We start from the raw sequence: 21,272 nt of genomic DNA on the forward strand, positions 1-21,272 counted from the left end.
TACATGCCTATCTGTGCTTATGACTCCTTGAGACGCTTGTAAGAGCTGGGCAATCCCTCCGCTTTTCTATTTCTTCTTTTTTGCGAGCTGGTCGCGGTCCACATTTCCCGGAGGCCTTTCCAGCCATTCATTTTCAATTTGGATATTCCCGCCATCTTCAGCAAAATTGGCTGTTTCCATCAGGAATCTTGTGTAGGTCGCCCCGAGATCATGTCGCGGGCTTACTGCCATTGAATCTCCGAAGTTACGTACCTTTGCGGAGGACAGGTTTGAAATATGGAATAGCATCAGCTTATCTGAGTAAGGAGCCTGAGTCGATTCTGTAATCATAAACTGGCTTGGAATTGTTACAGGCAAGTCCTCTTTGTACATGATCTGGGAAAGTGTATTGTGCTGCTTGATATTGATTTTTTTTCCACGTAAAAAATAATTCCTTACTTCTTCATTCTTAGCCACCTGGCTGAATCCCATTACAAGGATCGTTTTAACCGCATTGACCTGGATGTTCAGGAATAAATGGGTTATTTCCAAAGCTGAAAGAGGTCTTTTATCACCAAAATAACCATTAAAAAAGCTTTGTTTTTCAACAAAAGACGTCTCATTCGTTATCGGGATGTATGGCGGCCTGACATGCAATCCCTTCTTCAGCATCATTTCAGTTACCTTATTTGAAAGATTAAGGGTAGAAATATGGATATTCGTGATTGAATGGCGCAGGTCCATCTTCGAGAAACCAGGCAAAGCGACGCTGTAATAGAGCGCCCCATATTTGACCATCATATCTAGATAGTTCAGGTAAAAACTATCTGAAAACAGCCTTGGGGCCTGTTCGTTCACGTCCGCCCCTGAAAATCCATTTGGTATTGCCATTCCTTCGTTTGAAAATAGTTCTTCCAATTCCGAGAGAATCTTCTTGCTCAATTGATCCGCTGATATCAGGCAATCCTTAATCTCCTCGTCTTCCACATTCAATAGAAAATGCCTGAACATGCAGGCAGCCATTGAGTTAGCCATGTATATATTCCAAAGATTGCCCACTTCTCCAGATGTCCAATTAATTTTTTGTTCTTCTGACATAACTTTCTCCTTAGGGTTTTGTATGTTTTTACTATTCGCCATTAAAATTCGAGTTATACTTATAAGAATTTTTTTGACAAGCTGGCGAACACTAAGGAAAAACATCAATGGAGGAACATCATGAAAAAGATAGTTAAAGTTTTTCTTGCTTCAGCGATGCTGCTGTTGATTACCTTGCCAGCGACAACAGGTGCGGAGGTAAACTCCAACTCACCATTGCACTGGGGTTTCAAGAAGGGCCGCAACGGAAGGCAGGCGGATGCCGGCAGGATGTTTGAGGTCATCCTTGAAGACCACGGAGCAGTCTACAAAGGAGACAAGAATTCAAAGGATATTTATTTAACCTTCGATAACGGTTATGAAAATGGCTATACTGAGCAAATCCTTGATATTTTAAGGGAGGAGAAGGTGCCGGCTGCTTTTTTCGTGACTGGCCATTATCTCGAGAGTGCTCCAGAGCTGGTTGCCCGAATGGCCAATGAAGGCCATATCATCGGTAATCATTCATGGCACCATCCTGATATGACGAAAATCAGCGATGAGAAAATCAAAAAGGAACTGGAAATGGTCAGGGCTGAAACGGAAAGGATCACTGGAAACAAGCATATGGCGTATTTGCGTCCGCCGCGCGGGATTTTCAGCGAAAAGACGATGGCAGTTGCGAAGGAAGCTGGCTATACCCATGTGTTCTGGTCGCTCGCCTTCGTTGACTGGAATACCGACCAGCAAAAAGGCGCTCAATACTCTTATGATAAAATCATGACGCAGATCCACCCGGGCGCAGTCCTGCTGCTGCACACCGTATCAAAGGACAATGCCGACGCCCTCGGAAAAGTAATCAGGGATCTAAAGGAACAAGGCTACAATTTTAAAAGCCTGGATGATCTGATGCTAAGCAAAGGCGGAATGAAGGATCCGATGTTGTACTAGTATGTATTTTTCCCGGCATCTTTTCTGGTGCCGGGATTATTGGAATTGGAAAAAAGGGCTCATTTTTTCCAGTTCGCCAATAAAATCGGATTTTCGCCAATAAAATAAAATTATCGCCAATAAAGTTGTGAACTTCGCCAATAAAATGAGATTATCGCCAATAAAATTGTGAACTCCGCCAATAAAACATGAAAGGGCAAATTATCCCCCTGGTCTTCAACTCGATTTTGTGAAATAAGCGCCGGATTCTATACTATTTTCGTAAAAATCCTCTGAAAATGCTATAATACGGGGAAAATATTAAAGGGCGGTTTATATATGTGGGAAGAAAAGGTGTCATTTTCAGGACCCTATGATTTTGATTTAGCTTTAAGCAGGCTGGCGCTCGATCCTTTGCATTCTGTTGATATCGAAAAGCGGCATGTTAAGATTCCGCTTTCTTTTAACAATAAAAAAATCGTTGCAGAAGTCATCGGAACTGGGACTCTGGAAAAGCCCGAATTCCTGATTCGTGCGGACAACGAAAAAGAAAGTACGCTCGATCGACTGTCCGAAATTTTTCAGTGGGATGTGAAATTGATTCAGATTCATGAGCATTTTCAGACGACGGAATTAAAGGACTTGTTCATTGAACATTATGGCACTCCGCTCGTTCTTGAGTTTGATCCGTTTTCAAGTTTGGTCAAGAGCATTATCCATCAACAGGTCAACCTTAAATTCGCTTTTACTTTAACAGAACGGTTTGTGAAATCTTTCGGGGAGGAACTGGATGGTGTCTGGTATTATCCTAACCCGGAAAAAGTAGCACAGCTGACAGTTGAACAGCTGCGGGAGTTACAGTTCAGCGGGCGGAAGGCTGAATATGTGATTGGAATCGCAGAAATGACAGCATCTGGCCAGCTTGATTTTGAAAAAATGAAGACAATGCCTGATGCGGAAGTCACCAGAGAATTGATAAAGATTCGCGGTGTCGGTCCATGGACGGTTGAAAACTTTTTAATGTTCGCGCTCGGGCGGCCGAATTTGTTTCCGATGGGGGACATCGGCATCCAAAATGCGCTGAAAAAATATTTCAGTTTGGAGGAAAAACCGACTCCTGCCGAAATGGAAAAGTTTAAAGAACCCTGGAACCCTTATTTAAGCTATGCTTCGCTCTATTTATGGAGAAGCATTGAATAATTGGAGTGAAGTTTTATGAAAAAAGAGCAGCAAATAAAAGTAGATCAGCATACCAGAAAAGATCAGCACAACACCAATGGGGTGCAAAGCAAAGCCCAGCACAAGAAAAGTCCAGATAGCAAAGTCCAGCATAAAAAAGGTGTACAAAGTAAAGGCCAATATAAAAAAATGGGCCAGCAAACGAACAAAGACCAGCAGACAGCGAAGCTGGAGCTGAAACAAACCTTTCCGCTGACGATCAAGCGTCTTGGCATCAATGGAGAAGGCGTAGGCTATTTCAAGCGCCAGGTTGTGTTCGTGCCAGGTGCTCTGCCGGGTGAGGAGATTGTTGCGGAGGCGACAAAGGTCCACCCTAAGTTTGCTGAGGCAAAAATCAAGAAAATCCGCAAACAATCAGAGCATCGGATCAAGCCGCTATGTCCGGTTTATGATCAGTGCGGAGGCTGCCAGCTCCAGCATTTGCGCTATGACCAGCAGCTTAATGAAAAGCGCGATATTGTCATCCAGGCTTTGGAGCGCCACACAAAGCTGAAAATCGATGACCTGGATATCCGGCCAACGATTGGTATGGAGAATCCCTGGGGTTACCGGAACAAGAGCCAATTCCAGGTAGGTGAAAAGGATGGAAAAGTGCTTGCCGGCCTGTATGGCCTGAACTCCCATAATCTGATCAATATCGAGCAATGCGCGGTACAGCATCCGGCAACGACGAAAGCTACAGAAGTTGTAAAAGGCATTCTTCAGGATTTGAAGATCCCGATTTACAATGAGAAAAAGCACAAAGGGCTCGTGCGCACAATTGTTGCGAGAACGGGAGTCCAGACCGGGGAGCTCCAAATTGTCCTGATCACGACCAAAAAAGAGCTGCCGAAGAAGGATATCGTTATCCAGGAAATCAAGAAGCGCCTTCCTGAGGTGAATTCTATTGTCCAAAACGTCAACGGAGAAAAAACTTCTGTCATTTTTGGAAGCGAAACCGCAACGTTAGAAGGCAGCGATTTTATCCAGGAGACACTGGGAGACCTGCAGTTCGAATTGTCGGCTCGTACATTCTTCCAGCTGAATCCAGAACAGACCGTCAAACTCTATAATGAAGCGAAGGCAGCCGCGAAGCTGACAGGCAAGGAAAAGCTTGTGGATGCTTATTGCGGAGTCGGAACGATTGGGTTGTGGATGGCCGGTCAGGCAGGCGATGTCCGTGGAATGGATGTCATTCCAGACTCTGTCGAGGATGCCAAAAAGAATGCCGAGAAGCACAAAGTCAAGCATGCAAGATTCTATATGGGGAAAGCGGAAGAACTGCTTCCAAAATGGCTGAAGGAAGGATGGCGTCCGGATGTGATTGTCGTCGATCCTCCGCGGACAGGCTGCGACGAGCAATTCCTCCAGACCGTCCTGAAAATCAAGCCAAAAACCTTTGTGTATGTATCCTGCAATCCTTCAACACTTGCAAAGGATATCACGACACTCGGCTCAAAATATAAAGTTGAATACATTCAGCCAGTCGACATGTTCCCGCACACTTCTCAGATTGAGAGCGTCACGAGACTGGTGTTGAAATAATGAAAGCGCCGGCCCAAATCAGGGGCCGGCGCTTTATCGTATATTTGATAATCCTCTATTTATGAAGTTATAGATGATTTCTGCCATCTCTCTCGGTGTTTTATCCATCCCGTTCTCCACCCAGTTTTTAATCACATAAATACTTCCGCTGACAACAAAGATATTAATATATTCAAATGTTTCGCGGTCATGCTGGCTGTCGGAAATCCAGTTTTTGAAGATGAATTCCTGGGTGATCATCATTCCTTTTTTCTGGAAGTGAATGTCGCTATTTTCGCTCAGAAGTGTCTGGCATACATCGCTATTCTTGGCAATATATTCGAGGATCTTCTCGGTCATCTTTAAAGCTTCTTCTTCTTTGGAAAAATTATATTGGTTAAGCGTTGATACCATGTCTACAATAAATTCCTCTTCAATTGCATTAAGCAGGTCATATTGACTGGAATAATGAGAATAGAATGTGGAGCGGTTGATGTCTGCCAGCTCACAGATTTCCTTAATGGTGATGTTGGAAATTGGCTTGTTTTTTAATAAGTCCATCAGGCTTTCCTTTAAAACCATCCTTGTATATCTTTTACGTCTGTCCATTTCCTTAAACCCTTCCTTTATTTTCAAAACATAGAGTTAAACAACAGATATTGACTTTATGTTGTTTATTGCACGTTATATGCCCAACTGTTTGTTGAATAGACAACACGGTGTTTATATAATGATAAAGTGAAATGGCAAAAGACTCAAGTGAGGTTGAAGAATGATAAGCATTGCAGAAAAAATCATCAAACATAAGAAAGCTGTTGTGATCGCGTTTGTTGTATTTGCGTTAATTTCAACAGTGGCGCAATTTTTTGTTTCGGTCAATTATAATATGGTCGATTATTTGCCTGAAGATGCCCAGTCAACAAGGGCAATGGAAATCATGGAAAAGGAGTTCACTGCTGAGGTACCAGATACAAGGGTGATGGTAAGGGATATATCCTTGCAGGAAGCGCTCAGTCTTAAAGAGAGATTGTCAGCCATTGATGGTGTTGGCGACGTCATTTGGCTTGATGATGTGGTGGATTTGAAGAAACCCCTCGAAATGGCAGACAAAGAGACAGTCGAAAACTACTACAAAGATGGTAATGCGCTGTTCTCGATCAGTGTCCGCTCTGGTGATGAGGTTCCGATCACCGATGCGATATATAACTTGATTGGTGAAGACGGAGCGATTGCGGGCGAAGCCATCAATACGGCATCATCACAAAAAATGGCTGGAACAGAATCGATGTATGCTGCTGTTTTGCTCGTTCCGATCATAATTTTCATTCTTGTCGTCTCAACTACGTCGTGGATCGAGCCTTTATTCTTCCTGCTGGCAATCGGAGTCTCGGTCCTGATCAACCTGGGCACGAACATTTTTATCGGCGAGGTTTCCTTCGTTACTCAGTCGGTCGCTCCGATCCTGCAGCTGGCCGTTTCACTCGATTATGCCGTATTCCTGCTTCACAGTTTTTCTGATTATCGAAAGCAGACTAATAATCCTGAAGAAGCCATGCGTCTGGCGATGAAAAAGTCATTCCCTGCGATTACCGCCAGTGCGGCGACAACATTTTTTGGATTCATCGCGCTGACATTCATGAAATTTGAAATTGGCTCAGATCTTGGAATCAATCTGGTTAAAGGAATTGTACTGAGCTTTATCAGCGTCATGGTGTTTTTACCGGCGCTCACTTTACTGTTCTATAAATGGATGGACAAAACGCAGCACAGAAGTTTTGTTCCAAGCTTTACTGGAATCGGTAATATTGTGGTCAAACTTAAGATACCAAGCCTGCTGCTTGTTTTTGCGATTCTCATTCCAAGCTTTTTGGCGCAAAGCAATACGGCATTTACGTATGGGCTTGGCGAACAGCCGGAAACAACACGTGCCGGCAGAGATTTTATCGAGATAAAAGAAGCGTTTGGAGAAACGACTCCGATTGTCCTTTTGGTTCCTAAAGGAGATACAGCAAAGGAAGCGGAGCTAGTCCAGGATCTGGAGGATCTCGATTACGTAACGAGCGTGATTGCCTATGTGAATATGGTAGGCTCGGTCATTCCGCCTGAATACCTGGATGACTCAATCACAAACGAATTCTATTCGGAAAATTACAGCCGGATCATCATCAATACGAATCAGGGGACAGAAGGAGATATTCCTTTTTCAATTGTCCAGAAGGTAGAAGCGGAGGCTGAAGGATATTATGGTGATCAGGCAATGAGCATGGGAGAGAGTGTGACACTGTATGATATCAAGAATGTCGTCAACAAGGATAATATCGTCGTGAACGTGTTGACAGTCGTAACGATTGCCATTGTCCTGCTGGCAACCTTTAAGTCGATTTCGATTCCACTCGCATTGCTGATCACGATCCAGTCTGCCGTCTGGATCAATCTGTCGATTCCGTATTTTACAAGTTCATCGCTGGTGTTTGTCGGATATTTGATCATTAGTACGGTACAGCTGGCGGCAACGGTGGACTATGCAATTTTGCTGACGGAAGCATACCAGCATAACCGTCAGGAAATGTCCGCGAAAAAAGCAATCGTGAAAACATTGGATGAAAAAACGTTCTCCATCTCCATATCTGCAGCTATTTTATCGAGTGTCGGGTTTATTTTATGGATGACGTCTTCCAACCCGATTGTTGGATCCATCGGCCTGTTATTAGGAAGGGGCGCATTGCTTGCGTTCGTGATGGTCGTATTCTTCTTGCCGGCTATGCTGCTGGTGTTCGATAAATTCATTAAAAAGACGACCTATAAAGCAAACTTTTACGAGGAGAAATGATGATGAGAACAAACAAATTACTTCCTGCTGCCCTCGCATCGATGATTATCTTGCCTTCATTTCTTAGTTATGGAGCGGCGGCAGAAACTGAAGGGAAAATCGCCGCCAAGGACGAAGTCGTATACGCAACATTAAAATCCAATGGAGACCTTGATGATATTTATGTTGTCAATACTTTGGAGGTAGCGAAGGCTGGAGAAATTCTCGATTATGGGAACTACAGCAGTGTCAAAAACCTGACTGACCTTTCCGAACTTGCTCACAATGGGCAGGCCGTCCAGATTGATGCCCCTGAAGGAAAGTTTTATTATCAGGGCAATATGGAAGACAACACTGAGCTGCCATGGGATATTGAGATTTCCTATTTACTCGATGGGCGTGAGGTTGAAGCATCCGAACTTGCTGGAAAAGAAGGCAGTTTAGAAATAAAGATCAATACTGCTGCCAATGAAAAAGCAGACGGTATTTACTTTGACAATTACTTATTGCAAGTTTCCCTGCAACTCTCAAATAATTATCAAAATATAGAAGCAGATGGCGGCATGGTTGCAAATGCCGGAAAGAACAAGCAAATTACTTTCACAGTAATGCCTGGACAGGAGGAAGAGTTCATTGTCGAAGCAGATGTGGAGGATTTTGAATTCACCGGTGTCGATATTGCAGCTGTTCCGTCGACCCTGCCGATTAATACTTCTGAAATGGAGAGTATGACCGATGATATGTCGGCATTATCGGATGCAATCAGGGAATTGAATGATGGAGTTGCCGACCTGAAGAGTGGTGTTTCGCAATTGAACAATGGCGCAGCAAGCCTGCGTGATGGTTCGGCAAAATATAAAAACGGCATGACTGAGCTGAACGGTTCATCCTCACAAATCGTCGGTGCATCCAGTTCGATTGGCGATGCATTGAAACAAATGAGCACCTCTCTTTCCGGGGATTCTGCCCAAATGGATGTGTCGAGTTTGAGTGAACTGCCTGCGGTCCTGACTAAATTAGCCAGCGGGATGAACCAGGCAGCAGATGGGCTGACCACTTTGCGCCAAAATTACGCTTTGGCGTACGGTGCACTTGATGGTGCAATTAAAGAAATTCCGGCCCATCAGATTTCAGATGAAGAGATAAAAGCATTATACAGCAGCGGCGCGGATGCGAATGTTGTCAACAAACTAGTTGAGTCCTATGCAGCTGCCCAGAAAGTTAAAGGTACTTATTCACAAGTACAGGAAGCCTATGCAGCCGTTGATCCTACACTCATGCAGGTAAGCGGATCGGTAACGGAGATGAGCGCAGGACTAACAGCGATTGCCGGTGACCTGTCTGTTTCTCTTAAGGATATGGATATGAGCGGTCTGGAACAGCTTCAGAAAGGGCTCGCGGAATTGTCCTCTCAATACGGAGAATTCCACTCCGGTCTTGTTGGTTATACAGGAGGAGTGAGCAAGCTGGCAGCTTCCTATAACAAGCTGCATTCAGGAGTTGCCGGTCTGGCAGATGGCACAGGTGAATTGAATAAAGGAGTCGGCGAACTCCACAACGGAACAAGCGAATTGCATAAGGAAACGAAAGACCTGCCTGAGCAAATGCAGCAGGAAATCAATGAAATGATCAAGGAGTATGACAAATCAGACTTCGAGCCAGTTTCTTTTGTGTCCCCGAAGAACGAGAACATCACTTCCGTACAATTCGTCATCAAAACAGAAGCGATTGAAAAAGAAGAACAAGAAGAGAAACAAGCAAAGCCTGAGAAAAAGAAAGGGTTTTGGGATCTTTTAATGGATTTATTTTAATGACGCTCTTTTCGTAAACTTTGTTGCTCTCAACCAAAAGTAAAAACCGGCACCTGGGTTTTTACGAGTTTTAGGGCCATCCATATTCAGAAGTCTTCTCGAAAGAGCTTTGATGCGGTTACCAAAACCTAGACGAATAGCAATAATCAATGAGCAAACAGCCTTTAATGTTTCAAGGACAGTTCAGGAGGTATGGCATAAGCGTTTGCATCCGTGCTGTCCTTTTTTATTGCCGACCTTTGGATAAACATGGTTTTAAGAAGCGCAAAAGGGTAAAATTCAATTGTTAAGGCAAAATAATTATGTTAGCGTAAAAAGAAAAGAGCTGCATGAATTGAGGAGGAATCACAATGATCAGCGATAAGTTGGTTAATGGTTTGGTCGAACAAATGAATTATGAGTTTTATTCTGCCCATGCGTACATGGCAATGGCTTCGTATTGTTCAGCGGAAAACCTGGATGGTTTTGCGAATTTCTTTTTGGTACAAGCTGAAGAAGAACGCTTCCATGCGATGAAATTTTACAATTTCATCAATGATATGGGTGAGCGCGTGACATTCGATGGCTTCAATGCCCCATCAAACGAGTTCGAATCTGTTCTTGATGTTTTTAAGAAAGGCATGGCACATGAGAAGGAAGTCACGCGCCGAATTTACAATCTCGCGGATATCGCCCTTGATGAGCGCGAACACGCGACGATGACATTCCTGAAATGGTTCATTGAAGAACAGGTTGAAGAAGAAGCCCTGTTCGACAGCCTGATTCAGAAGCTGCGCCGGATCGACCAGGACAGCAACGCATTCTTCATGCTAGAAAACGAACTCGCACAGCGTTCATTCACTGCACCAGAGTGAAAATAAAGTAGTAAAGCAGGATTCCAGGGTCGGAATCCTGTTTTTTTGTGTATATTGCTGAAAAAGAGTCCTTTTTAGCAAGGATGTTTGAAAATTCGCTTGTTTTAGCCTGATGAGGAATGCATTTCAACAATTCTTGCTTAGTTATTACCAGTTATAGAATTTTATTTAACAGTTTATAAGTGATTATTAACGGTTGGAAGGAATTTATCGACGGTTAGAAGAAATATATTAACGGTTGAGTAGAATTGATGAAGATTTGCAGAGTTTGAACATCAGTTTTGCAGCCATAATACCAGTTTCATCACATATAATCCTGGTATCGGTGTTTTTAATCCCAGTTTTAACAAACGAAAGAGTTATAATCCCATTTGTAACAAATTTAATACCATTTGATAGATTTCAACTTAACTAGTTAAGTATTTCTACACTGACTTTTCCAATTCCATCCAAATAGTCACGAATACTTTTTCTGCCTGGTATTTAGGGTAAAAGGATGATAAGAGAATCTTACAAGAAGGAGGATCTTATGAAGAAAATACTTATATCTTTAGCAGCGGCTGGGATCCTTGCTGGATGCAGCGCTGATGATAGTGAAATTGGGCAGGAGGGACCGCCGGAAACGGAAGTGAAGACTGAGGAGGATCCGGTGACCACGGATTACCTGCAGGAAAGGTTCTATGAAGGAATGGATTATGATGCTTATGCTGTTGAGGTTCAATCCTGGGTTGATAAGGGGCAGGCCACAATCGCTGATACCGTGGAACCAGAGGGACAGAAGAATGTTTCTGCAGATATTATTCAGGTAGCGGATGGATTCCTGGCAGTTGCCAACGACGGCAAAGAAGTTACCTTTATAAAACCATTCGCCTCTCCTGAGGAAGCGAAGGAATACTTGAATGAAAACTTATAAAAAGCAAGCCCGCTGACTAATCGTTTAGCGGGCTTTCGCTTGTGGTATACGACCATTAAAGCAACATTTCGTTCGTTTATGATAGGTTCTCTTATTATTACCTTCCAAATTAGTCAGGAAGAATGAATGTAGATAAGACTGTGTTACTTTTTCAAGACGAATCAAAAGGGGAAAAGAGAAACGGTTAATCTGTTTCTCTTTTTTACAAAGGAGGGAATGTAATGAAGGTAATCGTGATTGGTGCGCATAGCAGTGTCGGGGAGTTTGTTGTCAGTAAGCTGATGGAAAATGGATATACATCCTGCGCAGTCGTCAGCGATGAAAATCAAATCGAGCTGCTGAAAAAGAGAGGAGCTACAGAAGTAGTTCTATATGAAGAAAGAATCCTGCCGAACTTATTCCACGGATATGATGCTGCCATTTATCTTACTGGTATCAATCCTAAGGCTAAAACTGGGAGAACAGTAATGGTAGATCATGAGTCGGTCATTGAGACTGTAAAGGAAGCAGAGAAGCAGGGCGTCAAGCGTTTTGTGATGATGAGCGCAATCATGGCCAATGAAGAGGCAGGAGATGACAGCCGGGAAATTGGCGCGAAAGAGATGCCCGATGAGTTGCTGCGGCAATCAAATTTGACATATACCATCGTGCAGCCGGGAGCATTTACAGACAAACCTGGTAATGGAAAAATATCTGCAGGTGAAACACTGGATTCGAATGAGCTTGAAATTTCACAAGAGGATATCGCGGAGGTGCTGGTCATGTCGCTCGAAAACGAGGCCGCTTTTAACAAGACTTTCGAGGTGGCAGAAGGAGATACAGTCATAACAAAAGCTTTATCTTCATTATAAAGGAGGATTTCAATGGGTTTGACGGACTATCTAGTGATCGGCTTGTTTATTTTCATAGCTTTGATTATCCTGGTGCCGGTCCTTCTATTTATCTATTTATACATTAAAGACGATAACCAGCAGCAGCATTCAATTTTAAGGAATTTCCCCGTGCTCGGAAAGGTTCGTTATTTTACCGAGCATATTGGTCCAGAGCTAAGACAATATTTATTCAATGGAGATAATGAGGGGAAGCCTTTTTCACGCAAGGAATATCAGGATGTCGTCAAGGCAGGCAAGTATAAGGATAGATTAATCGGTTTCGGTTCATTAAAGGATTTCGACGCTGAAGGCTTTTACATCAGAAATACACTTTTTCCTAAATTGACTAATGAAATGAAGGTCGATAACGCGGAAAAAATTAAAACAAGAGTTTACAAGATTGATGGGGAGGGCCTTTTTACAAGAAAAGAACATAGCGAGGAAAAACTGGCTGACCCTTATTATTTGCAGGATGATGACGCTGTAGTGCTTGGCGGGCACACTTGCCGCTATCCATTCCGTGTAAAAGGCCAGGTAGGCCAGTCTGCGATGAGCTATGGGGCACTTGGGGAAAAAGCAATCCAGGCGATGTCCAAAGGCCTGGGACTTGCAGGCGGAACGTGGATGAATTCAGGTGAAGGCGGATTGTCTGAACATCATCTCGCCGGAAATCCGGATATCATGATGCAAATCGGGCCAGATTTATTTGGAGTCCGCAAGCCGAACGGCGAGTTTTCGTGGGAAGAGTTCAAGAAGAAGAGTGAAATGCCCCAGGTTAAAGCTTTTGAAATCAAGCTTGCCCAGGGAGCGAAAACACGCGGAGGCCATGTTGAAGGGGAAAAGGTAACCGAAGAAATCGCAAAAATACGCCTTGTTGAAGTGGGTAAGACAATTAACAGTCCGAACAGATTTTATGAGTTCAGCGACGTCCCTTCCATGTTTGATTGGATTGAGGAATTGCGTTCGGTTGGCGGAAAGCCGGTTGGAATCAAGATTGTCGTTGGTGATATGGATGCGCTAGAAAACATGATTTCCTACATGAAAGAAAGCGGGAAAGGCCCTGACTTCATTACGGTTGACGGCGGGGAAGGCGGCACGGGTGCAACCTATCAAGAGCTGGCGGACACGGTTGGCCTTCCTATCAACTCAGCGCTTCCTGTTGTGGACGAAATGCTTCGCCAATATGGAATCAGAGACAGAGTCAAGCTGATTGCATCAGGAAAACTGATCACTCCTGATAAAATCGCCATCGCCCTGGCTATGGGAGCAGATCTTGTGAATATAGCCCGTGGGATGATGATCAGCGTCGGCTGCATCATGGCACAGGTATGCCACTCGAATACATGCCCGGCAGGTGTAGCTACTACAGATAAAAAGCTGCAGGATGGGCTGGTTGTAGAAGAAAAAATGTACCGGGTTGCCAACTATATCATTTCCCTGCGTGAAGGACTTTACAATTTGGCAGCGGCTGCTGGAATTGACAGCCCGACACAATTCGAAAGGAAGCACATTGTTCATAAAGACGAACTCGGACGTGTATCTCCGGTAGAAGATTTGATCATCGCTGCAAGAAGGACTCAGTTGCAAAAGGAAAGTAAGGTAAACTAGAATCATGGCAGCCAGTCCAATTGCGGGCTGGCTTTCTTGCTTTTAAATTTTCTTCTCAGCCAAATTGTGAAATAATAGAGTATCATGCTTTCTATTAGGGGGTTACTTGCTTGGCGGGTAAAACAGCTTTGATTGCCGGTGCGACCGGTTTGATTGGAAAAGAACTTTTGCAGTTTTTATTAAATGCGAATGAATACGATAAAGTTGTTGCGATTGTGAGAAGGCCGATTGGGATAGAGCATCCTAAGCTGGATGAAAGAATCGTGGAATTTGATCACCTGGAACAATACAAAGAGTTTTTTTCTGTTGAAGATGTCTTCTGCGCCCTGGGGACGACGATCAAGAAGGCGAAGACGAAGGAAGCGATGTGGAAAATTGATGTCGATTATCCAGTAGCGATTGCCAGATTGGCCAGTTCACAGGGTGCGAAGAAATTTTTGCTTGTCAGCTCGATGAATGCCGATCCTGGATCCCCTATTTTTTATCCAAAAATGAAAGGGAAGCTTGAAGAAGAAGTTAAACAAATCCCATTTGAAACAACTGCAATCTTCCGTCCATCATTGTTATTGGGAGAGCGTAATGAATTTAGGCTTGGTGAGAAGGCGGCAGCCGCTATTTTCACAAAAGTGCCTTTTCTCTTTAGGGGGCCATTCAAGAAATATAAAGCGATTGAAGGCAGGACAGTTGCGTCGGCCATGTATCAAGTTGCCCAGAAGGATGCGCCGGGACTGACCGTATATCCTTCTGAAAGAATCCAGGAAATAGGCCGATGATCAATCAGAACTAATGAGGTAGAAATCATGTTAAATATACTAATAATCCTGGCTGTGATTGTATTTGCAGCCTATGCAGTCCTGAATTACTATCCGGCATTTGGCGGTAAGCATACGAAAAAAAGAAGATCTATATACGCGAGGTCTCCGCAATATCGGAACGGTAAGTTTGCCAACCAGGTTGAAACTTCCTGGGATACGAGCTTCAGCTCGATGATATCCATGATGAAGGATTTTTTAAAAGGCAGTCCGGAGAGAAGGCCGGAAGCACCACTTCCGATGGCAAGTTATGCACGTGGGCCAAAAAGAGATGCAGCAGCGAGTGTAACCTGGTTTGGCCACTCCGCCTTCCTGCTGGAGATAGAAGGCAAAACTCTTTTATTCGATCCGATGTTCGGGAAAGCGCCAACTCCTTTCCCGGTAAGAAATCAGCGGTACAGCAGGGAGCTGCCTTTTAAGATAGAAGAACTTCCGGTTGTAGATGCAGTTGTGCTTTCACACGACCATTATGACCATCTCGATTATGGTTCGATCATGAAGCTAAAGGACAAGGTGAAGAACTTTATCGCTCCACTCGGAGTAGGGGCGCATTTACAGCGATGGGGAATCGCTCCTGAAACCATCCAGGAGCATGACTGGTGGGATGAAGTAACCTTCGAAGGACTCCAGCTTGCCTGTACTCCTGCCCGCCATTTTTCAGGCCGAAGTCTTAACGACAGGGATGCCACCCTCTGGTCGTCTTGGGCAATCATTGGCCAGGAGACAAAAATCTTTTTCAGCGGAGATGGTGGATATGGTCCGCATTTTAAAGAAATCGGCGAAAAATACGGCCCATTTGATTTAACCCTGATGGAATGCGGCCAGTATGACGCTCGCTGGGCCGCGATCCATATGCTGCCCGAAGAAACAGTTCAGGCACATCAGGATGTAAAAGGGAAGCTGCTTGTTCCTGTACACTGGGGAGCTTTCACCTTGTCGCTGCATGCATGGCATGACCCGGTCGAGAGGGCGGTCAGGAAAGCGGAAGAAGCCGGAGTTGATATTGCAACGCCTAAGATAGGCGAGACTTTTACAGTGAGTGCTGGTGACCAGCCAAGATCAGACTGGTGGCGGTTGGACAAAGTTTGAATGTGATCTTTCCAAGCCAGGGTGTCTGTTCTCCTCCTACAGCAGTTTTATAAGTGCAAAGATTCCATATTCAGTGGAATCTTTTTTTTCTTCCCGGGAATGGAAACAGGATGGAAGGTTACTGGGTCATTAGTTTCTTTTGTGATTCATCACACAAATTTAAACTCCTCAATAGGAATCATTTTTCGGAAAATTTACAAATCCACCATATTTCGACAACTTTTTTACATTATGATTATCTTGGATTTATATTTGAGGAGGTAGTCAAAGTTGAAGAAAATGATTTCTGTTTTACCAGCAATGATCCTATTGTTTTCAACTCTTTACCCATCATTCATGACCAGTGCGCCAACCGTGAATGCTGCTGAGGCTGCGAATGTAGTCATCAGTGAAGTTGCCTGGATGGGTACGAACAACAGCTACAGCGATGAATGGATTGAGCTTTATAACAATTCCGGCTCAGATGTAGTGCTGGACGGCTGGAAGCTGAATGCCACCGATGGTGCACCTGCCATCACGCTAAGCGGCACTCTTCCGGCAAATGGCTATTTTTTACTTGAAAAGACAGATGACCTATCCGTTACAGGAATACAAGCTGACCTTGTTTATAGCGGCTCACTGGGGAATACTGTTGAACATCTTAAATTGATTGATGCATCCGGTACTGTAATCGACGAGGTTGACAGCTGGTATGCAGGAGATAATACGGCAAAAGCGACAATGGAACGAATCGACCCAGGTGTTTCCGGTCTGGATTCCACGAACTGGGCGACTGCGAATGAAAGCTATGCTGATGGTATTGGAACACCGAAGGCCTTCAATTCTACAGGCACGGATGGCAGCGGTTCTGGCGGCGATGCAGGTGGCGGTTCCACACCTCCTGAGGCACCGAGTGTATGTGATGACAGGACCCAGCGCCTGAATAATATTTCCGAAGCTGAGGGAGCAATGAATGTTTATTTTAATAAATGTGCATTTCCACAGTATGCTTCAGCAGGGAACGAAGCGAACTATAATGTGAACTTTGAGGATATTTTAATCAAGAGGCTGAACTTGGCAACAAAAAGTATTGATTTTGCTACATATGAAATTAACCTCCCGCGAGTGGTTGATACATTGATGGCAAAAGCAGCACAGGGTGTAGATGTACGGGTTATTGCAGATTCAAAGGACGCAGCAGACCCTCACTATGCGGAACGATTTGAAACGATGCGACTTTACCTGGAAAAAATGGTGCGAGGGGTGGATGCGAAAATCGGCACCGCAGATGACATTGTGGTTTTTTCAGACTCACCGATGTTTGCCGTGGAGGACAGTGTGAAAAGAACAGCTATAGGATTGCCGGCCAGTGTAAGTGATATAGCACAGGTAACTGTGACTGTCGGAAATAGTACAACGACTGGCAGACTGTTTGTTGATGCTGAGGCAAAAGCGGCAGGAAGCTACTATAGTCCTGGCAACCAGATGCACAATAAATTCGCGATTGTGGATAACCGCTGGGTATTCACAGGGACATGGAATTTTACCGTCACTGGCTTGTATGGTTCAGATGAAAACATGCAGCAGGGAATCCTTGACGGCAACCAGAACCAGATTGTCGAAATCAACTGGCCACAGCTGGCAGGTATTTATGAAACGGAATTCAATGAGATGTGGGGCAGCAATACAGTGAATCCAGATCCGGTCGCATCGAACTTCAGCACGCGTAAAACAGATAATACAACACATGTGATAGATATCAACGGAAAAAAAGTCGAAATCTATTTTTCAGCAGGGGACAATGCTGTTGGGAAAATGGCCGATTTGATTCGCAACGAAGCTGACTTCAATACATACTTTTCGATTTTTGCCTGGAGCGACCAGGCGTTAGCGGATGAATTGAAGAATAAGTGGGAAGGGTCCTACAATGATAGAGAAGGAACCTTGACTGGTTTTGATGTAAAAGGGTTGTTCGACTCAGATTTTTGGAACCAGTGGTGGTCTGCGAGTGTCGATATGACAGGGCGGACTGCTTCACAGACAAGCGTGAACAATCCAAACACGCGCTGGAATAACCCAGCACCTGTTTACGCGGATGCAGAGACACGCAAACTCCACAGCAAAACAATGCTGATTGATGCCGATACAGACAGTGACCCGACTGTCATCGTCGGATCAACCAACTGGAGCAACAACGGAAACAATGTGAATGATGAGAACATGCTGATCATCCATGACGCAGCCATCACCAACCAGTTCGTACAGGAGTTCAATGCACGCTACGTCCAGGCTGGCGGAATATTGCAGTAACAAAAAAGGTGTCTAACCAAGTGGTTAGGCACTTTAAATTTATAGCGATAGCACAAAATGCTCAATGAGAGATCGCGCATGAAAAAATCCAGGCTGTCCTGATACAGCCCTGAAAAAGCAAGAAGGCAAAACGATGAAAATAATCGTTTTGCCTCATATCGCTGTTTAGCTCAAAATCTCTGAAACAGGTGTGATGGAATCTTGTCTTTTCTTGGCTTTTCTGCTGAACCAGCTTCGCTTTTCAGCGCTTCTTGTGAAGATGCGGTAAACGGCCGGGATTAACAGCAAAGTGATTAGTGTTGCAAAGCTCAGGCCGGCAATGATGGCTGTTGCCATTGGTGCCTGGTAATTGCCTGATCCTCCGGTAGCCAATGCCAGTGGCAGCATGCCGCCAACTGTTGTCAGTGTCGTCATCAAAATAGGGCGGATACGGTTTTTGCCTGCTTCAACCAGTGCTTCCTGAACAGTGCAGCCTTCGTTTCTCAGCTGGTTTGTGCGGTCGATCAATAAAATCGCGTTATTCAAAACAATCCCGATCAGCATGATGATGCCCATTCCGGACATGATGCTTAATTCCTGCTGTGTCAGGGATAATCCAAGGATGACGCCGACGATGGTCATCGGAATGACCGACATGACGATCAGCGGGTGGCCCAGGTGGTTGAACTGGACGGCCATGACCAGGTAGACAAGGAAGATGGAAATCGCCAGGATCAGAACCATATCCTGAACCATTTCCTGCTGCTGCTCAAGATCTCCTGCAGGTGCAATGCTGTAGCCTTCTGGTACATCATATTTGTCCATTAGCTTTTGGACTTCACGGTTGATGGTGCCAAGGTCTTTACCTTCAATATCTGCCGAAATCGAGATATAACGTTCGCCATCCTTGTGCGAGATTTCATTTGGATTTTCGACACTCTTCAATGAGATGAATTCAGATAGCTTTTTTTCACCTGAAGGAGTTGGGACTATCAGGTCAAGCAAAGCGGATTTGGTCGTCATCTCTTCATCCCACTTCACTTTTAACGGAACGTTTTCCTCATTGATTTTCAGTTCACCTACAGGCATCTGTAAAAAGGCCTGTTCGATGAATTGCTTGATTTGCGGCTGGGACAATCCCGCTTTTTCCATTTCAGATTCATTCAGTTGTACGACTTGTTCAACAGAAGTCCTTTCAATGGAGTTTTCGACCGCGACAATTCCTTCGATAGACTTCAGCTCTCCTATAAATCCATCAGCAATTGTTTGGAGTTCATCAAAGCTTTCACCTGAGATATTGATTTGAACAGGGGACCCGCCCCCTCCAGACATGGCCGCTGCTGCGCTCTTCAAAGGAACCTTCTCATCAAGATCTCTTAATGACTTAAGAATTTCCTCATTTACATCTTTTTGTTCTCTTGTGATTTTATCGCCTTTTGTCATGTTGATGATGGTGTACATCATGTTGCCATTATCCATCACATAATTTGATTCAACATCTTTAATTCCGTCTAATGCTTTGTTCATTTCGGTTACGATTTCCTGTTTTTCTTCCAGGCTGAGCCCCGGTTCGACGGTTACCAAAAGTTCAGCATAACGGTTCATCATGTCCGGCATGATGGTCATTGGAATCTTTGTCACCAGCATCAGGGATCCGATGAGCATCAGGAAGAACAGTCCGATGATAGCAAAGCTGTGGCGCTTTTTCTTGATGGTCCAGGAAATCATTTTGCTGTACCCGCGTACACGCCGGCCTTCCTTCTTGGTATTTTCTTTCTTTTTCAGCTTCAGAAACTTCTCGGATAGAGAAGGAATCAAAGTGAACGAAACAATCACAGAGCTAATGAGAGTAATGGCGACGACAACAGAAAGGATGATCATGAACGAACCCATCTCACCGCCAAGCAGGCCGATTGGCAAAAAGACAACAATCGTCGTCAGCATCGAAGCCAGTACGGCTGTGGCTACTTCCTGGGTTCCTTGTATTACAGCCTCCATATTATTGGTTCCAAGCTCTTTCTTACGGTAAATGGATTCAAGAATAACGATGGATGAATCGACCATCATTCCGATCCCAAGTCCGAGACCAATCAGGGTCAGCATATTGAAGCTGTAACCAAAAACCCACATCGAAGCAAAAGTGAGCAGTACTGATGTTGGGATCGATAATCCGACGATCAGTGTAGCGCGGATATTTCTCAAGAACAGCATAAGGATTGCAACGGCAATAGCAGCTCCAATCAGGATGTTGCTTGTCACTCCATCTATTGAGTCCTTGACATAATCCGCCTGGGCGACCATTTCATTCAATTCTACGCCGCTGACCAAGCCATCTTCGCGGATTTGTTTGATTTCTTCTCGCACCGCTTCGGCCATCTCGATTTGAGTGGCATCGGCTACTCTGCCTACTTGGACAAAAATGAAATCCTTCGAGCCATTTTTCCAGACGAATGAGGAGCTTTCCAGTGGCTGTAATTTTACGTTTGCAATTTCGGATAATTTGATAAAACCGTTCGCTGCCGGAATCTGCAGGTTTTTAACATTCTCAACTGATTCTGGCTGTGTATTCCATCTAAGGGAAGGAGAGTTTGTTTCGTTATTCAACTGGCCCAGGGTTGCTTCATTGTTTGCCTGCTGGATGGCGCCAATCACCTGTGCTGCATCCAGCCCATTTTTTAATAGTTCCTCACGCTTAAGTTCTACAGTCACTTCTTTTTCCAGGCTGCCTGACAGCGAAACATCATGTACCTCAGGAAGAGCTTCCAGCCTCGGTTCCAGGATATTCTTAGCAAAGGCTGTCATCTTCTCCATGTCAGAGCCAGAAACATCCATGAAAAAGTCGTAAGCCTGGCTAGTGCCGAATTGTCCGGTCATCACGTCTTTGACACCGCTTATATCAGAAGTTGTGGAATTCACCACCGACTCGACTTCCTTGAACACTTCCTCTCCTCGCCCGCGTTCAATCGTGAGCTGCATGGAGCTTTTTCCGATATTGCTGCTCGAAAGGACTTCCTCTACGCCTTCAATGCCGAGGATCTTTTTTTCGAGCGGAGAAGTGATGGTTCTTTCGACTTCAATTGCCGCCATCTCCCCAGCATAGATTTCGACATAAGCACCGTCCATCTTGATCGATGGAAAGAGCTCCTTATCCAGCTTTAAAACTGAAAAGCTGCCAATCAATAAAACTAATACAACCATTAAACTGACCAAGATTTTTCTTTGAACAATAAATTTCAATAAACTCATAAGATCCTCCCCAATACTATCGCAAAATAGGAATGTAAAAAATTTCTATTTTATGCACCCGAGGACAGATTATACACAATTTTATAGGAAAATATAACTATTATTTTGTAAATTTATAATTACATTTCCATAAATGGAGCTGAGTGAAAAATAGAATTTTTTAGGTCCTTTAAGATATTTCCATTTTATCCCTTGAAGAAGAGTCGCATAATGAGCCTGAGACAGATTTTTATATAGGGCTGAAGACTGAGAAGGAATAGGC

The 21,272-nt window shown here is 44.2% G+C and carries 15 protein-coding genes; 12 read left to right on the forward strand and 3 right to left on the reverse strand.

Annotated features, from left to right (window positions below; genetic code table 11):
* Positions 1-66: 66 nt before the first annotated feature.
* Positions 67-1,077 (reverse strand): DUF3231 family protein, encoded by a 1,011-nt coding sequence (locus J7E35_RS13250; protein ID WP_214780417.1) that lies wholly within the window; start codon positions 1,075-1,077, stop codon positions 67-69.
* Between the two features lie 120 nt (positions 1,078-1,197).
* Here J7E35_RS13250 and pdaA point away from each other — a divergent pair, with 120 nt between their 5' ends.
* The 3 genes from pdaA (at position 1,198) to rlmD (ending at position 4,749) form a co-directional block, all read left to right on the forward strand.
* A complete protein-coding gene (pdaA, locus tag J7E35_RS13255; RefSeq protein WP_214780419.1) occupies positions 1,198-2,007 on the forward strand; it encodes a delta-lactam-biosynthetic de-N-acetylase in 810 nt (269 codons plus the stop codon).
* A gap of 318 nt (positions 2,008-2,325) precedes the next feature.
* Positions 2,326-3,186, forward strand: coding sequence for a DNA-3-methyladenine glycosylase family protein (locus tag J7E35_RS13260; protein WP_214780421.1), 861 nt, complete (start codon positions 2,326-2,328; stop codon positions 3,184-3,186).
* A 168-nt stretch (positions 3,187-3,354) separates the two neighbouring features.
* A complete protein-coding gene (gene rlmD / locus J7E35_RS13265; RefSeq protein WP_214780647.1) occupies positions 3,355-4,749 on the forward strand; it encodes a 23S rRNA (uracil(1939)-C(5))-methyltransferase RlmD in 1,395 nt (464 codons plus the stop codon).
* A 33-nt stretch (positions 4,750-4,782) separates the two neighbouring features.
* Here the strand turns inward: rlmD and J7E35_RS13270 are convergent, their stop codons facing one another.
* A complete protein-coding gene (locus J7E35_RS13270) occupies positions 4,783-5,337 on the reverse strand; it encodes a TetR/AcrR family transcriptional regulator (protein WP_214780423.1) in 555 nt (184 codons plus the stop codon).
* Between the two features lie 163 nt (positions 5,338-5,500).
* Here J7E35_RS13270 and J7E35_RS13275 point away from each other — a divergent pair, with 163 nt between their 5' ends.
* From J7E35_RS13275 to J7E35_RS13315, 9 genes are all read left to right on the forward strand, one after another.
* On the forward strand, positions 5,501-7,558 hold the full coding sequence (locus J7E35_RS13275; protein ID WP_214780425.1) for an efflux RND transporter permease subunit: 2,058 nt from the start codon (positions 5,501-5,503) through the stop codon (positions 7,556-7,558).
* Between the two features lie 2 nt (positions 7,559-7,560).
* Positions 7,561-9,348 carry a YhgE/Pip domain-containing protein gene (locus J7E35_RS13280; RefSeq protein WP_353050370.1) on the forward strand — a complete coding sequence of 596 codons (1,788 nt, stop codon included), beginning with the start codon at positions 7,561-7,563 and terminating at the stop codon, positions 9,346-9,348.
* Between the two features lie 350 nt (positions 9,349-9,698).
* Positions 9,699-10,202 carry a ferritin gene (locus tag J7E35_RS13285; RefSeq protein ID WP_214780429.1) on the forward strand — a complete coding sequence of 168 codons (504 nt, stop codon included), beginning with the start codon at positions 9,699-9,701 and terminating at the stop codon, positions 10,200-10,202.
* Positions 10,203-10,731: 529 nt separating this feature from the next.
* Positions 10,732-11,115: a hypothetical protein gene (locus tag J7E35_RS13290; protein WP_214780430.1), complete on the forward strand. Its 384-nt coding sequence runs from the start codon at positions 10,732-10,734 to the stop codon at positions 11,113-11,115.
* A 221-nt stretch (positions 11,116-11,336) separates the two neighbouring features.
* On the forward strand, positions 11,337-11,966 hold the full coding sequence (locus J7E35_RS13295; protein ID WP_214780433.1) for an NAD(P)H-binding protein: 630 nt from the start codon (positions 11,337-11,339) through the stop codon (positions 11,964-11,966).
* A gap of 12 nt (positions 11,967-11,978) precedes the next feature.
* The gene (locus tag J7E35_RS13300) at positions 11,979-13,595 is read left to right on the forward strand and encodes an FMN-binding glutamate synthase family protein (RefSeq protein WP_214780435.1); all 1,617 of its coding nucleotides are present in this window, start codon (positions 11,979-11,981) and stop codon (positions 13,593-13,595) included.
* Between the two features lie 110 nt (positions 13,596-13,705).
* A complete protein-coding gene (locus J7E35_RS13305) occupies positions 13,706-14,368 on the forward strand; it encodes an oxidoreductase (protein WP_214780437.1) in 663 nt (220 codons plus the stop codon).
* Between the two features lie 213 nt (positions 14,369-14,581).
* Positions 14,582-15,496 carry an MBL fold metallo-hydrolase gene (locus J7E35_RS13310; protein ID WP_251040970.1) on the forward strand — a complete coding sequence of 305 codons (915 nt, stop codon included), beginning with the start codon at positions 14,582-14,584 and terminating at the stop codon, positions 15,494-15,496.
* A 279-nt stretch (positions 15,497-15,775) separates the two neighbouring features.
* Positions 15,776-17,785, forward strand: coding sequence for a phospholipase D-like domain-containing protein (locus tag J7E35_RS13315; protein ID WP_251040972.1), 2,010 nt, complete (start codon positions 15,776-15,778; stop codon positions 17,783-17,785).
* A gap of 165 nt (positions 17,786-17,950) precedes the next feature.
* Here J7E35_RS13315 and J7E35_RS13320 read toward each other — a convergent pair whose 3' ends face one another.
* The gene (locus J7E35_RS13320; RefSeq protein WP_214780441.1) at positions 17,951-21,010 is read right to left on the reverse strand and encodes an efflux RND transporter permease subunit; all 3,060 of its coding nucleotides are present in this window, start codon (positions 21,008-21,010) and stop codon (positions 17,951-17,953) included.
* Between the last annotated feature and the right edge of the window lie 262 nt (positions 21,011-21,272).

It is taken from the genome of Bacillus sp. ISL-45 (genome assembly GCF_018613195.1).
GTDB lineage: Bacteria > Bacillota > Bacilli > Bacillales > Cytobacillaceae > Mesobacillus.